This window comes from Streptomyces sp. NPDC005722 (genome assembly GCF_040630935.1).
Classification (GTDB): Bacteria; Actinomycetota; Actinomycetes; order Streptomycetales; family Streptomycetaceae; genus Actinacidiphila.
Genome location: NZ_JBEXYN010000023.1, coordinates 130913 through 142774, shown reverse-complemented (window position 1 = coordinate 142774; position 11862 = coordinate 130913). Strand labels below are relative to the sequence as shown.

Sequence of the window (11862 nt, the reverse complement as noted above, 5' to 3'; positions counted from 1 at the left end):
GCTTCCTTCGAGACCGTTTCACCGGCCCCTCCGGGCTTTCCCTTCGTTGTCTCCAGCTTAGCAGATCCGATTTCCTTCTCTGCCACCCTCTGGAGCGGGTTTCGCTTTCGGCGTTTCCGCCTCGGCGACATTCACTACGTTAGCGGATTCCTTCGCGTCTTGCGAATTCACCCCCACTCGCCGTCCGATTCCACGCCAATGGAATTCGAGGGCACGGATGTGCGCCCGAATCTCGGGGTGGTGTCGTAGTGGTGAGTGACCGCCGATCGGAGGATCCGGACGAACCGGGCGCACCGTCTCAAGCGGCTCGGGCTACGTTACGCAAGCGCGGCGGCGGAGTCAAGCTCCGCCGCCGCTCAAACGTGGGAATCCGGCCGACGTCAGCTGCCGGCGACCTCGACGGCCGCCAGGCTCTTCTTGCCGCGCCGCAGCACGAGCCAGCGGCCGTGCAGCAGGTCGGAGGCCTCGGGGGTCGCGTCCTCGTCGCCGATCTTGACGTTGTTCACGTACGCCCCGCCCTCCTTGATGGTGCGGCGGGCGGCGGACTTGCTGGCCACGAGCCCGACTTCGGCGAAGAGGTCGGCGACGGAGGCCAGCTCCGCGACCTTGGCGTGCGGCAGTTCGCCGAGGGCCGCGGCGAGGGTCCGCTCGTCGAGCCCGGAGAGTTCGCCCTGGCCGAAAAGTGCCTTGGACGCGGCGATGACGGCGTCGCACTGCTCGGCGCCGTGGACGAGGGTGGTGAGCTCCTCGGCGAGCGCGCGCTGGGCCGCACGGGCCTGCGGACGTTCCTCGGTGAGCCGCTCCAGTTCCTCGATCTCCTCCTGCGACCTGAAGCTGAAGATGCGCAGGAACTTGGACACGTCGCGGTCGTCGGCGTTCAGCCAGAACTGGTAGAAGGCGTACGGCGTGGTCATCTCGGGGTCGAGCCAGACCGTGCCGGACTCCGTCTTGCCGAACTTCGTGCCGTCGGCCTTGGTGATCAGCGGGGTCGCGAGCGCGTGCACCGAGGTGCCCTCGACGCGTCCGATCAGGTCGATGCCGGCCGTCAGGTTGCCCCACTGGTCGCTGCCGCCGGTCTGCATGGTGCAGCCGTAGCGGCGGTGGAGCTCCAGGAAGTCCATGCCCTGGAGGATCTGGTAGCTGAACTCCGTGTAGCTGATGCCGGCCTCGGAGTTGAGCCGGCGGGCGACGGCCTCCTTGGCGATCATCTTGTTGACCCGGAAGTACTTGCCCACGTCGCGCAGGAACTCGATGGCCGACAGGCCGGAGGTCCAGTCGAGGTTGTTGACCATCACGGCGGCGTTCGGGCCCTCGAAGGAGAGGAAGGGCTCGATCTGGGCGCGGATCCGCTCCACCCACCCGGCGACGACGTCGGCGTCGTTCAGCGTCCGCTCGGCGGTCGGCTTGGGGTCGCCGATCAGACCGGTGGCGCCGCCGACGAGGGCGAGCGGCCGGTTGCCGGCCAGCTGGAGCCGGCGGATGGTGAGGATCTGCACCAGGTTGCCGAGGTGGAGGCTGGGGGCGGTGGGGTCGAAGCCGCAATAGACCGTGACCGGGCCGTCCGCGAACGCCTTGCGCAGTGCGTCCTCGTCGGTGGAAACGGCGATCAGCCCTCGCCACCGCAGCTCGTCGACGATGTCCGTCACGGTTCTCGTGCCTCCTGGTGTCGTTCGATGCCTCGTACCCGGTCGTACGGAGTCTTTCCGAGACTACGCGTTCCGCTCGACTCCTTTTGCGCCCCCCGGGGCGCGACGGCGCGGTGCGTGGGCACGGTACGGGCTGACGCTGGGGTCGCCGTCGATCCAGAAGCGCCACGGGTGGGCCGCGCCGTCGCCACCGACGCCGGTGCGCGGCCCGGTGCGGACGGCGGCGGGGTCGGGCGGGGTTCCGGTGAGGACACGGAAGGGCGAGTCGGCGGAGGCGTCGGGGCAGACGTCGGCACCGTTGAGGGCGCGGTCGATGTCGAGGGCCGTGGCGAGGCGGGCCGGACCCTGGGCGAGGTCGTGGGGGCGCCGTGAGGTGACCCGGCGAGCGCGGGCGAGGTCGGCGCCCTCGATGACGTCGCCGCCGCGCAGCAGGATCCCGCTGGGGTTGCCCTCCGGGCCGCAGACGATGTTCATGCAGTGCCACATTCCGTACGTGAAATAAACGTAAGCGTGGCCGGGCGGACCGAACATGACGGCGTTGCGGTCGGTGCGGCCGCGGTAGGCGTGGGAGCCGGGGTCGACGGGGCCGGCGTAGGCCTCGACCTCGGTCAGCCGGAGCGCGACGGGGCCGTCGTCCGTCGTGCGTACGAGGGTTCGCCCCAGGAGGTCGGGGGCCACCTCCAGCACCGGGCGGTCGAAGAAGGACCTGGGGAGAGGGGTGCTTTCCGGAGGGGGGATCATGCGGTACGAGAGTAATGGAACCGTTCGGGGTGGGGCCGCGTTCGTAATGACCGAGGCAACCGCCAGTAAAGGGAGAGGGACATCGTGGGCTTCAAGAAGCTGCTTGCGAGCTTGGGCGCCGGTGGCGCGTCGGTCGAGACGGTGCTCAACGAGCCGAACGTCGTCCCGGGCGGGGTCGTCCAGGGCGAGGTGAGGATCCAGGGCGGCTCGGTGCCGCAGCAGATCGAGGGGCTGTCGGTGGGCCTGCAGGCCCGCGTCGAGGTCGAGGGGCAGGACACCGAGTACAAGCAGGACATCGAGTTCCACCGGCAGCAGCTGGGCGGGGCGTTCGAGGTGCAGCCGGGTGCGGTGCACGTGGTGCCGTTCGGGCTGGAGATCCCGTGGGAGACCCCGATCACGACGTTCCTGGGGCGTCACCTGACCGGGATGAACGTCGGGGTGACGACGGAGCTGGCGATCGCCCGTGCGGTGGACTCCGGTGACCTCGACCCGATCAACGTGCACCCGGTGCCTGCGCAGCAGGCGATCCTCGACGCGTTCGGCCAGCTGGGCTTCGGCTTCAAGAACGCGGACCTGGAGCGGGGCCACATCCGCAACACGCGGCAGCGGCTGCCGTTCTACCAGGAGATCGAGTTCTTCGCGCCGCAGCAGTACCGCGGGCTGAACCAGGTGGAGCTGAGCTTCGTCTCCGACGGGCACGAGATGGACGTCGTCCTGGAGATGGACAAGAAGCCGGGGCTGTTCAGCGAGGGCAGCGACGCCTTCCGTTCGTTCACGGTGGACCTGAACAACTTCCACACGACCGACTGGGCGGGGTACCTCAACCAGTGGCTGGCCGAGGTCGGCGGCAAGCGCAACTGGTTCTAGGATCGGCGGGCGGAAGCGCGTTTCGCGATCAGCAGGAGGTACCGAGGTGACCGAGCAGAAGCGGCGGCCGCTCCCCCACGACTTCCACCCGCCGGTGGCGTCGTTCACGGTGGTGAGCGACGACATCGAGCCGGGTGGCACGCTGAAGGACGCCCAGGTCTACGCCGAGGGCAACGTCTCGCCGCACCTGCGGTGGGAGGGCTTTCCCGAGGGGACAGGGAGCTTCGCCGTCACGTGTTACGACCCCGACGCGCCCACGGGCAGCGGTTTCTGGCACTGGGTGCTCTTCGACATCCCGGCGTCGGTGACGGAGCTGCCCGCGGGCGCCGGCAGCGAGGGGTTCAAGGGGCTGCCCGAGGGTGCGGTGCACGTGCGCAACGACTACGGCGGCAAGGACTTCGGCGGTGCGGCGCCGCCGCCCGGGGACGGGCCGCACCGGTACGTCTTCACCGTGTACGCCGTGGACCAGGAGAAGCTGGGTCCGGACGGGGACGTGTCGCCCGCCGTGGTCGGCTTCAACCTGCGGTTCCACGCGATCGCACGGGCCAACCTGATCGGCGAGTACGAGAACCCGCAGTAGCAGCGGCGCTCCCGGCCGCGGCCGGGGGCCCGAAATTCCGTTGCGCCCCGGCGCTCCCGCATCGCACTGTGGTGTCTGCCTGGTGACCTGACCGTCACCGGGGGTCGGCACCGCAGTGGCGGGGGCGGCGGGGCGTTCGCGTTGTGCGGTTCTCGCCGCGCGATCCGCCTGCCGTCCGCCGGAGCCCGGTCATGCGCCCGGGTGTCCACGCCGATCGCCGCGCTCCGGGCGCCCGGGCCCCACGGGGGAGGGCGCCCGGGGTGGCCGGCCCCGGGTGGGGGCCACCGTTTCGTTCCCCGTTTCCTCCTGTTCGCTTTGACGTGCGGAAATTGCGTTGTCCGCGGGGGTATGGCCCGGTCACAGTGGAGCCACCTCGCCACGGGGCGGGGACGGACCCGAGGGGTGGGCGACGTGCGTGAGACGCTGGTGCTGAATGCGACCTTCGAGCCGCTGTCGACTGTGTCGCTGCGGCGTGCGGTGGTGCTGGTGATGCAGGACAAGGCCGTGGTCGAGCAGGCTCATCCCGGGCTGCGGATCCGCGCGGCGGCGGTGGAGGTGCCGGTGCCGCAGGTGATCAGGCTCTGCAGGTACGTGCGGGTGCCCTTCCGACAACGGGCCGCGTGGTCGCGGCGGGGTGTGCTGGTCAGGGACCGGCACCGGTGCGCGTACTGCGGCCGGAGGGCGACGACCGTGGACCATGTGCTGCCGCGGTCGCGCGGTGGCGGGGACACGTGGCTGAACACGGTGGCGTCGTGCGCGGAGGACAACCACCGCAAGGCGGACCGTACGCCGGAGCAGGCGGGGATGCGGTTGCTGACCCAGCCGTTCGAGCCGACCCCGGCGGACGCGTTGCTGCTGGCGCTGGGTCTGAAGGACCGTGAGGGCGTGCCGGGCTGGATCGCGCTGCCGGCCTGAGCACCGTCCGGGGCCCGGGCGGTCGTCCGGCTACTTCAGCAGGAGCTGGGCGATCGCCACGAGGCCGACGACGACGACGACTCCGCGCAGGGCGACGGGCGGCAGGCCCCGGCCGATGCGGGCGCCGAGGACGCCGCCGAGGGCGGCGCCGGCGGCGATGAGCGCGACGGCGGTCCAGTCGAAGTCGGCGACGAAGAGGAAGAACAGCGCGGCGACGCCGTTGACCGTGAGCGCGAGGACGTTCTTCACGGCGTTGATCCGCTGCCAGGACTCCTCGAGGAGGACGCCCATCAGGGAGAGGTAGACGACTCCCTGGGCGGCGCCGAAGTAGCCGCCGTACATGCTGGCGACGAGGAGTCCGCCGATCAGGGCGGGGCCGCCGTGCTCGGGGACGTGGGTGCCGTTGCCGGAGCGGCGGGCCTGGAGGGCGCGGGAGAGCCGGGGCTGGACGACGACGAGGACGAGGGCGACTCCGATGAGGACCGGCACGATCGTGTCGAAGGCCTCGGAGGGCAGGGTCAGCAGCAGGAAGGCCCCGATGAGTCCGCCGACGAGGGCGGCGGCGCCCAGCCGCAGCAGGCGGGGGCGTTGTCCGGCGAGTTCGCGCCGGTAGCCGATGGCGCCGCTGACGGAGCCGGGGACGAGTCCCAGGGTGTTGGACACGTTGGCGGTGACGGGGGGCAGCCCCACGGCGAGCAGGACCGGGAAGGTGATGAGCGTGCCCGAGCCGACGACGGTGTTGATGGTGCCGGCGCCGATTCCGGCGGCGAACACGGCCAGGGCTTCCCAGTAGGTCATAGGCGTCTCCATGGTCGGTGCGGCTCCTCTCCCCCCGACGGGACCGGGGGGAGCCGGAGCGCACGGATCATGTCACACGCGTTCGCGGCGGTGGCCGCGGTGCTCAGTCCTTGTCGAGCCGGGGGGTCTCGCGGCGGGTGCCGGTCTCGGCGTTGCCGGGGCCGCTGCCGGGGGCGCCGGGGAGGTTGACGATGCCGCCGAGGCCCTTGAGGGCGTCGTTGAGTTCGCTGGGGATGATCCAGAGCTTGTTGGCGTCGCCCTCGGCGATCTTGGGGAGCATCTGCAGGTACTGGTAGGCGAGCAGCTTCTGGTCGGGGTCGCCCTCGTGGATGGACTCGAAGACGGTGCGGATGGCCTGGGCCTCACCCTCGGCCTTGAGGGCGGCGGCCTTGGCCTCGCCCTCGGCGCGCAGGATCGCGGACTGCTTCTCGCCCTCGGCGGTGAGGATCTGGGACTGCCGGATGCCCTCGGCGGTGAGGATGGCGGCGCGCTTGTCGCGGTCGGCGCGCATCTGCTTCTCCATCGAGTCCTGGATGGAGGTGGGCGGTTCGATGGCCTTGAGCTCGACGCGGTTGACGCGGATGCCCCATTTGCCGGTGGCCTCGTCGAGGACGCCGCGCAGGGCCGCGTTGATCTCCTCGCGGGAGGTCAGGGTCCGTTCCAGGTCCATGCCGCCGATGATGTTGCGGAGGGTGGTGACGGTGAGCTGCTCGATCGCCTGGATGTAGCTGGCGACCTCGTAGGTGGCGGCCCGCGCGTCGGTGACCTGGTAGTAGATGACGGTGTCGATGTTGACGACCAGGTTGTCCTGGGTGATCACCGGCTGCGGCGGGAACGGCACGACCTGTTCGCGCAGGTCGATGCGGTTGCGGATGGTGTCGATGAACGGGACCACGATGTTGAGGCCCGCGCTCAGGGTCCTGGTGTAGCGGCCGAAGCGCTCGACGATCGCGGCGCTGGCCTGCGGGATGACCTGGACCGTCTTGATGAGCGCGATGAAGACGAGCACCACCAGGATGATCAGGACGATGATGATCGGCTGCACGTCCACTCCCACGCCGTTTGCCTGTGCCTACCTGTACGAAGACATGATCAAGTCTGGCAGACCCCGCGGGGAGGCGGGCCGGGTTCGGCGAATTCCCGTGCCGTCTCGGGTGCGGGGCGCGCAGGATCACATCACGACGGCCGTCGCGCCCTGGATCTCGACGACGTCCACGCTCTCGCCGGGTTCGAAGGCCCGTCCCGTGTCGAGGGCGCGGGCCGACCAGACCTCGCCGTTGAGCTTGATCCGGCCGCCGTGCCCGTCCACCCGTTCGAGGACGACGGCCTGGCGGCCCTTGAGCGCGTCGATGCCGCTGCGCAGCTCCGGGCGCTGCGCGCGGTTCCTGTTGGCCAGCGGGCGTACGACGGCGATGCCCGCGACCGAGACGATGACGAAGACCAGCACCTGTCCGGTGATGCCGAGGCCGAGGCCGGCCGCGACAGCGGCGGCGACGGCTCCGACCGCGAACATGCCGAATTCGGGCATCGCGGTCACCACGAGCGGAATACCCAGCCCCACGGCGGCGATCAGCCACCACAACCAGTCGTCCACAGGCCCATGGTAGGGGCCCGCAGTGGATCTGTGACAGGGTGCGACGGCTCTGCCGGGCGCTTTCGTCGCGGGACCGGGTGCGCGGGCGTCCTCGGCGGGTCGGTTGACGGGGTGACGTCACCGGTCGCGCCGGGGGTCACCCCGGGAAGGTCACTTCAGGGGCAGGCCGTTGGCGGTCCAGCGGTCGCCGCGGCGCTCGACGACGAGCGGGAGGCCGAAGCAGAGGGAGAGGTTGCGGGAGCTGAGCTCGGTCTCCATGGGGCCGGCGGCGACCACCTTGCCCTGGCGGATCATCAGGACGTGGGTGAAGCCCGGGGCGATCTCCTCGACGTGGTGGGTGACCATCACCATGGAGGGGGCGATCGGGTCGCGGGCGAGCCGTCCCAGGCGGCGGACGAGGTCCTCGCGGCCGCCCAGGTCGAGGCCGGCGGCGGGCTCGTCGAGCAGGAGCAGCTCGGGGTCGGTCATCATGGCGCGGGCGATGAGGGTGCGCTTGCGCTCGCCCTCGGAGAGGGTGCCGAACCTGCGGTCGAGGTAGTCGCTCATGCCGAGGCGGTCGAGGAAGGCTCGGGCGCGGTCCTCGTCGACCTGCTCGTAGCTCTCCTGCCAGTGCGCGGTCATGCCGTACGCGGCGGTGAGGACGGTCTCCAGGACGGTCTGCTTGCGCGGCAGCTTCTCGGCCAGGGCGACGCCCGCGATGCCGATGCGGGGGCGCAGTTCGAAGACGTCGACGCCGCCCATCTTCTCGCCGAGGATCTGGACGGTGCCGGAGGTCGGGAAGAGGTAGCTCGAGGCGATGTTCAGCAAGGTCGTCTTGCCGGCGCCGTTGGGGCCGAGGATGACCCACCGCTCGCCCTCGGCGACCGACCAGGAGACCTGGTCCACCAGAGCCCGGCCGTCTCGGACCACGGATACGTCCACCAGCTCCAGAACATCGCTCATGAGCGTGTTGTCTCCCACTTCCCGATCGCACGTCTGCCGTCGCGAGCACCTGTAGGCGCCGCCCCCAAGGAAATCTACGCCACGCCCGGGCCGCCCCAGTCCTTAGGCTGGGGGGATGCTCGACGAACCTCGCTCAGGACGGCTGGCCGCCTGGGGAAATGCCCTGATTGCCGGACTTGCCGCGCCGGATGACGCCGCTCAGGAAGTGCTCGCCGACGACTCGGTGCACCGGGTCTCCGGACTCCCCGGCGAGGAGGGCCCGGTGGGGCTGACGCTGGGGCTGGGGCGGCTGCGCGCGCTCGGTGTGCGCGGGCTGCGGATCGCGCTGCCGGTGCCGGGGCACCCGCTCGGGCTCAGCGGGCCGCCGGAGTTCAACGCGCGGGCGCTGGCGGCGGGCGAGGCGGTCATCGCCGTGGGCGGGCCGGCCGTCGGGCTGGTCCCGGAGGTCACGGAGGCCGGGCCGCGGGGCGACGTGCACGTGTCGGTGGAGTGGCACTGCCTGGAGGTGCGGGACGCGCCGCCGGCGGACGTGCCCTCGCTGGGGGAGGCGGAGCGGGAGCTCGCCGAGGCGTTGCGGGACGCCACGGAGGCGCTGGCCCGGCTGGACGTGGCCGGCGCGGGACCGACGGCGCAGGCGGCTCTGGAGGCGTACCGGGCGCGGGCGGCGCGCGGGCGCGAGGTGCTGGCGCCGGGGTATCCGCCGCGGGCGGTGCGGGTGCTGGAACTGGCCCAGCGGGTGGGCGCGCTGATCGGGATCGCGACCGGTGCGGGCGCCGGGCACGGGGCGGCGGTCAGCGCCTCGGAGATCGCCGCCCGGGCGGAGTTGCTGCGGCCGGTGGAGCGCACGGCGCGGCGGGCACAGGTGGCGGCGTACAACGCGTACGTCGAGGAGACGGAGCGGCGCCGGGGCTGAGACCGGCCGGGGACGGGAGAAGGCCCCGCGGACGACGCTGTCCGCGGGGCCTTCCGCGCGCACGTCAGTTGTTGAAGCAGACGTTGCCGACGGCCGGGTTGAGGATGCCGACGGCGTCGATGGTGTTGCCGCAGAGGTTGACCGGGATGTTCACCGGAACCTGGATCACGTTGCCGGAGATCACACCGGGCGACCCGGCGGCCACGGCACCCGCGTGGGAGTCGGCGAGCGCGGTACCGGCCGAACCGGCGGCGGCCGCACCGGCGGCGGCGATGATCAGGGCGGCCTTCTTGGCGCTGTTCATGAAACTGTTCCTCCTGTGATGGCACGGCCCGGTTCGAGGAGCCGCACTGTGAGGAACGCGGAGCCCGGGGCGTTGACACGGGGAGGGCGCCGGAAACCTCCGTACGGCGGAATCCGCGTGTCGTACCGGCGTGTGCCGCCCGTCGTACGGGAAGGCGCCGTGGGCCGCACGAACGGACCGGCCCCGGGGCGGCGGAGCGCTCCGGGGCCGGTGGTCACGGCCGTGCCGTGGGGGTGACGTCCTGGGTCAGCGGTTGACGCAGACGTTCCCGATGGCCGGGTTCAGCAGACCGATCACGCTGATGGTGTTGCCGCAGACGTTCACCGGGACGTGCACCGGGACCTGGATGACGTTGCCCGAGACCACACCGGGGCTGTTCTTCGCGCCACCGTGGGCCTGGGCGCCACCGGTGTGGGCGGAGGCGGCACCCGCGCCGACCATGGCGAGGCTTCCGGCGACCATGGCGACGGCGGCGGCCTTGTGCAGGTTCTTCACGTTCTTGCCCTCCTTGCATGGGTGCCGCGGCAGTCGCCGCAGCACGCCATGGAGAACGGCCCACGCCCGGCCAGGTTGCGCCATCCGGGCGACATACACCCGACGGTATGAATCTCACTCCGGACCGAGACGATCCGCTTGTCCTACCGCTAAGCGCCCCGGCTTTCCCGTCGGTGGCCCTCTGTATCGGTGGCCTTTTGCGGCGGTGGTCTTTCGCCGCGTCGTCGGCCGCCCTCGTTCAGCTCCCGATACCGTGCCGGACCGCCCACAGGGCCGCCTGGGTGCGGTCGGAGAGGTCCAGCTTCATCAGGATGTTCGACACGTGGGTCTTCACGGTCTTCTCCGAGAGCACCAGGGCACGGGCGATCTCCCGGTTGGAGCGGCCCTCGGCGATCAGCGACAGCACCTCGCGCTCGCGTTCGGTGAGGGTGCCCCCGCGGCCCTGGCCGGGGGTGGAGTCCTCCTGGGAGAGCAGGGCCTCGGCGACCTCCTGCTGCAGCAGCACGTGTCCGGCGTGCACCGAGCGGATCGCGCCGGCCAGGGCGTCCGGGTCCACGTCCTTGTAGACGTAGCCGGCCGCGCCCGCGCGCAGCGCCGGGACGACCGTGCGCTGCTCGGTGAAGCTGGTGACGACCAGCACGCGGGCCTTGCTGCCGTTGTCGCGCAGCCGCCGCAGGGCCTCGATGCCGTCGACGCCGGGCATGCGGACGTCCATGAGGATGACGTCGGGGGCGAGTTCGCCGGCGCGCTCGACGCCCTCCTCGCCGTCCCCGGCCTCGCCCACCACCTCGATGTCGGGCTGCACCTCCAGGAAGGTCCGCAGGCCGCGGCGGACCACCTGGTGGTCGTCGACCAGCAGGACGCGAATGGGGCCGTCAGCCACCGGGCACCTCCATCTCGATCACGGTGCCCCTGCCGGGCGCCGAGTCCACCGTCAGTCCGCCGCCGACCCCGTCGGCCCGGTCCCGCATGGAGACCAGTCCCAGGTGGCGGCCGGCCCGGCGCACCGCGGACGGGTCGAAGCCGCGCCCGTCGTCGCGCACCGTGAGCACCGCTCCCCTGCCCCGGCCCTCCAGGCGCACCGTCACCGTGGCGGCGTCCGCGTGGCGCAGCGCGTTGTGCAGGGCTTCCTGGGCGACCCGCAGCACCGCCTCCTCCTGGGCGGCGGGCAGGGCGCGTACGTGGCGGTGGCCGAAGGAGATGTGCGCCGAGTGCGCGCGGTCCAGGACGTCGACCTGGGTGCGCAGGGTGGCCAGCAGGCCGTCCTCGTCGAGCGCGGCGGGGCGCAGCTCCACCACGACCGCGCGCAGTTCGTCGGCGGCCTCGGCGGCGAGCGCGGCGACCTGCCGCAGCTCCTCCCGGGCGCGTTCGGGATCGCGGGCCACCAGGGCGGAGGCCGCCTGGGCGGTGAGCCGGAGCGAGAACAGCTTCTGCGAGACGGCGTCGTGCAACTCGTGGGCGATGCGGGCCCGTTCCCCGGCGAGGGTCAGCTCCCGGCTGCGCTCGTACAGGCGGGCGTTGGTGAGGGCGATGGCGGCGTGCGCGGCCAGGGTGCGCAGCAGTTCCTCGTCCTCCTCGCTGAAGCCGCGGCCGTCCCGCGCGGGGCCGGTGGCGCAGCGCTTGTTGGCGAGGAAGAGGGCGCCCAGGATCTCGTCGCCGTCGACCACCGGCATGCCGAGGAACTCGGCCATGTCGGGGTGGGCGGACGGCCAGCCGCCGAAGCGGGGGTCGCCCTTGACGTCGGTCAGCCGCTGGGGGGTGGCCTCGTGGAGCATCGCGGCGAGGATGCCGTGCTGCCGGGGCAGCGGGCCGATGGCCTTCCACTGCTCGTCGCTGACGCCGTCGACGACGAACTGGGCGAAGCCGCCGTGGTCGTCCGGCACGCCCAGGGCCGCGTACTGGGCCTCGAGCAGTTCGCGGGCGGACGAGACGATGGTCTGCAGGACCTCGCGCACTTCCAGGTGCCGGCTCATCGCGAGGACGGCCGCGCTCACCGCCTCGATGCCGCGTCGGGACGATCGGCTGGACATGTGCTCACCGTACCGGCGGGGTGACGGCGGCGGGATC

The 11862-nt window shown here is 71.7% G+C and carries 15 protein-coding genes; 5 read left to right on the top strand and 10 right to left on the bottom strand.

Annotated elements, in window-relative coordinates; genetic code table 11:
* Positions 1–249, top strand: a 249-nt coding sequence (locus ABZ479_RS25310; protein WP_500463674.1) for a hypothetical protein, incomplete at its 5' end; no start/stop codon positions are given.
* 131 nt (positions 250–380) lie between these two features.
* Here the strand turns inward: ABZ479_RS25310 and tyrS are convergent.
* Both tyrS and ABZ479_RS25300 read right to left on the bottom strand, forming a co-directional pair.
* On the bottom strand, positions 381–1646 hold the full coding sequence (gene tyrS, locus ABZ479_RS25305; protein WP_500463673.1) for a tyrosine--tRNA ligase: 1266 nt from the start codon (positions 1644–1646) through the stop codon (positions 381–383).
* 63 nt (positions 1647–1709) lie between these two features.
* Positions 1710–2387: a DNA-3-methyladenine glycosylase gene (locus tag ABZ479_RS25300; RefSeq protein ID WP_500463672.1), complete on the bottom strand. Its 678-nt coding sequence runs from the start codon at positions 2385–2387 to the stop codon at positions 1710–1712.
* 84 nt (positions 2388–2471) lie between these two features.
* On the opposite strand from ABZ479_RS25300, the gene ABZ479_RS25295 reads away from it, so the two are divergent.
* The 3 genes from ABZ479_RS25295 (at position 2472) to ABZ479_RS25285 (ending at position 4749) form a co-directional block, all read left to right on the top strand.
* Positions 2472–3254 (top strand): sporulation protein, encoded by a 783-nt coding sequence (locus ABZ479_RS25295; protein WP_499606264.1) that lies wholly within the window; start codon positions 2472–2474, stop codon positions 3252–3254.
* A gap of 46 nt (positions 3255–3300) precedes the next feature.
* The gene (locus ABZ479_RS25290; RefSeq protein ID WP_500463671.1) at positions 3301–3834 is read left to right on the top strand and encodes a YbhB/YbcL family Raf kinase inhibitor-like protein; all 534 of its coding nucleotides are present in this window, start codon (positions 3301–3303) and stop codon (positions 3832–3834) included.
* Positions 3835–4245: 411 nt separating this feature from the next.
* A complete protein-coding gene (locus ABZ479_RS25285; protein WP_499606262.1) occupies positions 4246–4749 on the top strand; it encodes an HNH endonuclease in 504 nt (167 codons plus the stop codon).
* 30 nt (positions 4750–4779) lie between these two features.
* Here ABZ479_RS25285 and ABZ479_RS25280 read toward each other — a convergent pair whose 3' ends face one another.
* From ABZ479_RS25280 to ABZ479_RS25265, 4 genes are all read right to left on the bottom strand, one after another.
* Entirely contained in the window at positions 4780–5547 is a 768-nt protein-coding gene (locus ABZ479_RS25280) for a sulfite exporter TauE/SafE family protein (protein WP_500463670.1), read from the bottom strand.
* 103 nt (positions 5548–5650) lie between these two features.
* Positions 5651–6592, bottom strand: a complete 942-nt coding sequence (locus ABZ479_RS25275; RefSeq protein ID WP_500463669.1) for an SPFH domain-containing protein — start codon at positions 6590–6592, stop codon at positions 5651–5653.
* 126 nt (positions 6593–6718) lie between these two features.
* Entirely contained in the window at positions 6719–7129 is a 411-nt protein-coding gene (locus tag ABZ479_RS25270) for an NfeD family protein (protein ID WP_500463682.1), read from the bottom strand.
* A 162-nt stretch (positions 7130–7291) separates the two neighbouring features.
* Positions 7292–8083, bottom strand: coding sequence for an ABC transporter ATP-binding protein (locus tag ABZ479_RS25265; protein WP_499606259.1), 792 nt, complete (start codon positions 8081–8083; stop codon positions 7292–7294).
* Positions 8084–8198: 115 nt separating this feature from the next.
* Here ABZ479_RS25265 and ABZ479_RS25260 point away from each other — a divergent pair, with 115 nt between their 5' ends.
* Positions 8199–8996, top strand: a complete 798-nt coding sequence (locus ABZ479_RS25260; protein WP_499606258.1) for an Rv1486c family protein — start codon at positions 8199–8201, stop codon at positions 8994–8996.
* Positions 8997–9060: 64 nt separating this feature from the next.
* Here ABZ479_RS25260 and ABZ479_RS25255 read toward each other — a convergent pair whose 3' ends face one another.
* From ABZ479_RS25255 to ABZ479_RS25240, 4 genes are all read right to left on the bottom strand, one after another.
* A complete protein-coding gene (locus ABZ479_RS25255) occupies positions 9061–9300 on the bottom strand; it encodes a chaplin (protein WP_499606256.1) in 240 nt (79 codons plus the stop codon).
* Positions 9301–9546: 246 nt separating this feature from the next.
* Entirely contained in the window at positions 9547–9795 is a 249-nt protein-coding gene (locus ABZ479_RS25250) for a chaplin (RefSeq protein WP_361795778.1), read from the bottom strand.
* Positions 9796–10033: 238 nt separating this feature from the next.
* Positions 10034–10678 (bottom strand): response regulator, encoded by a 645-nt coding sequence (locus ABZ479_RS25245; protein WP_500463668.1) that lies wholly within the window; start codon positions 10676–10678, stop codon positions 10034–10036.
* Entirely contained in the window at positions 10671–11825 is a 1155-nt protein-coding gene (locus tag ABZ479_RS25240; RefSeq protein ID WP_499606254.1) for a GAF domain-containing sensor histidine kinase, read from the bottom strand. Before ABZ479_RS25240 ends, ABZ479_RS25245 begins: the two co-directional genes overlap by 8 nt.
* Positions 11826–11862 lie beyond the last annotated feature (37 nt).